Origin of the sequence: Adlercreutzia sp. DFI.6.23 (genome assembly GCF_024462535.1) — a bacterium.
GTDB lineage: Bacteria > Actinomycetota > Coriobacteriia > Coriobacteriales > Eggerthellaceae > Adlercreutzia > Adlercreutzia rubneri.
Genome location: NZ_JANGBP010000398.1, coordinates 1 through 309, shown reverse-complemented (window position 1 = coordinate 309; position 309 = coordinate 1). Strand labels below are relative to the sequence as shown.

Here is a 309-nt window from a genome sequence, read left to right as displayed (position 1 = left end):
GGCTTCTTTGGTGTACCGTCCTCGTTCACATCGGAATCGTGGAGCGGTGAGACAAGGCAGTCGACAAGCCAACCGTTGATAATCTCGCGCCATGGCGTAGGCACGCGCCGCGGGCGCGCCCATTGGCGCAGCTTTCTCAGGTAAAGGCGAATCTCGTCGTAAACGAGCCCCAGCTCAGTGGCGTACGACTCGAAGGCGGATTTTCCCAGGTCGGCATGGAGGGCATCTAAGGCCTCCTGCTCGTGGGCAAGCAAGTAGGCTTGCAGCCGGCGCAGCTGGCGCAGGCGGAAATCCACGGGTAAGGTGGCG

General features: G+C 61.8%; 1 protein-coding gene. It reads right to left on the bottom strand.

Annotated elements, in window-relative coordinates:
• On the bottom strand, positions 1-309 hold a 309-nt coding region (locus tag NE591_RS13880; RefSeq protein ID WP_371130627.1), incomplete at both ends, for a Rep family protein.